Below are 266 nucleotides of genomic sequence, written 5' to 3'. Positions count from 1 at the left end.
CTGGTTGGACTGGACTGGAAAGTTCCAGACTTCAGCACCCTGTGTCGCCGCCAGAAGACACTAAACGCCGCCATCCCTTACCGCGGCGGCGAGGGGCCTCTGCGCTTGTTGATTGATGCGACCGGGATCAAGGCCGAAGGTCAAGGCGAGTGGAACGCGCGCAAGCATGGCGGGAGCAAAAAACGCCTGTGGCGCAAGCTCCATCTCCGCATGGACGAGGAAACACTGGAGATCCGCGCCGTTGGGGTCACCACAAGCAATGTCGG

1 protein-coding gene is annotated in these 266 nt (G+C 61.3%); it reads left to right on the top strand.

Going from position 1 to position 266, the window contains the following annotated elements; genetic code table 11:
- Positions 1-266 (top strand): transposase (locus R0J92_RS23500; RefSeq protein WP_411053452.1); only part of this gene is annotated, 266 nt, incomplete at both ends.

This window comes from Tritonibacter sp. SIMBA_163 (assembly GCF_046535935.1).
Classification (GTDB): domain Bacteria; phylum Pseudomonadota; class Alphaproteobacteria; order Rhodobacterales; family Rhodobacteraceae; genus Epibacterium; species Epibacterium scottomollicae.
The sequence above is the reverse complement of the archived record's forward strand: the minus strand, read 5'-3'. Positions and strand labels throughout refer to the sequence as shown.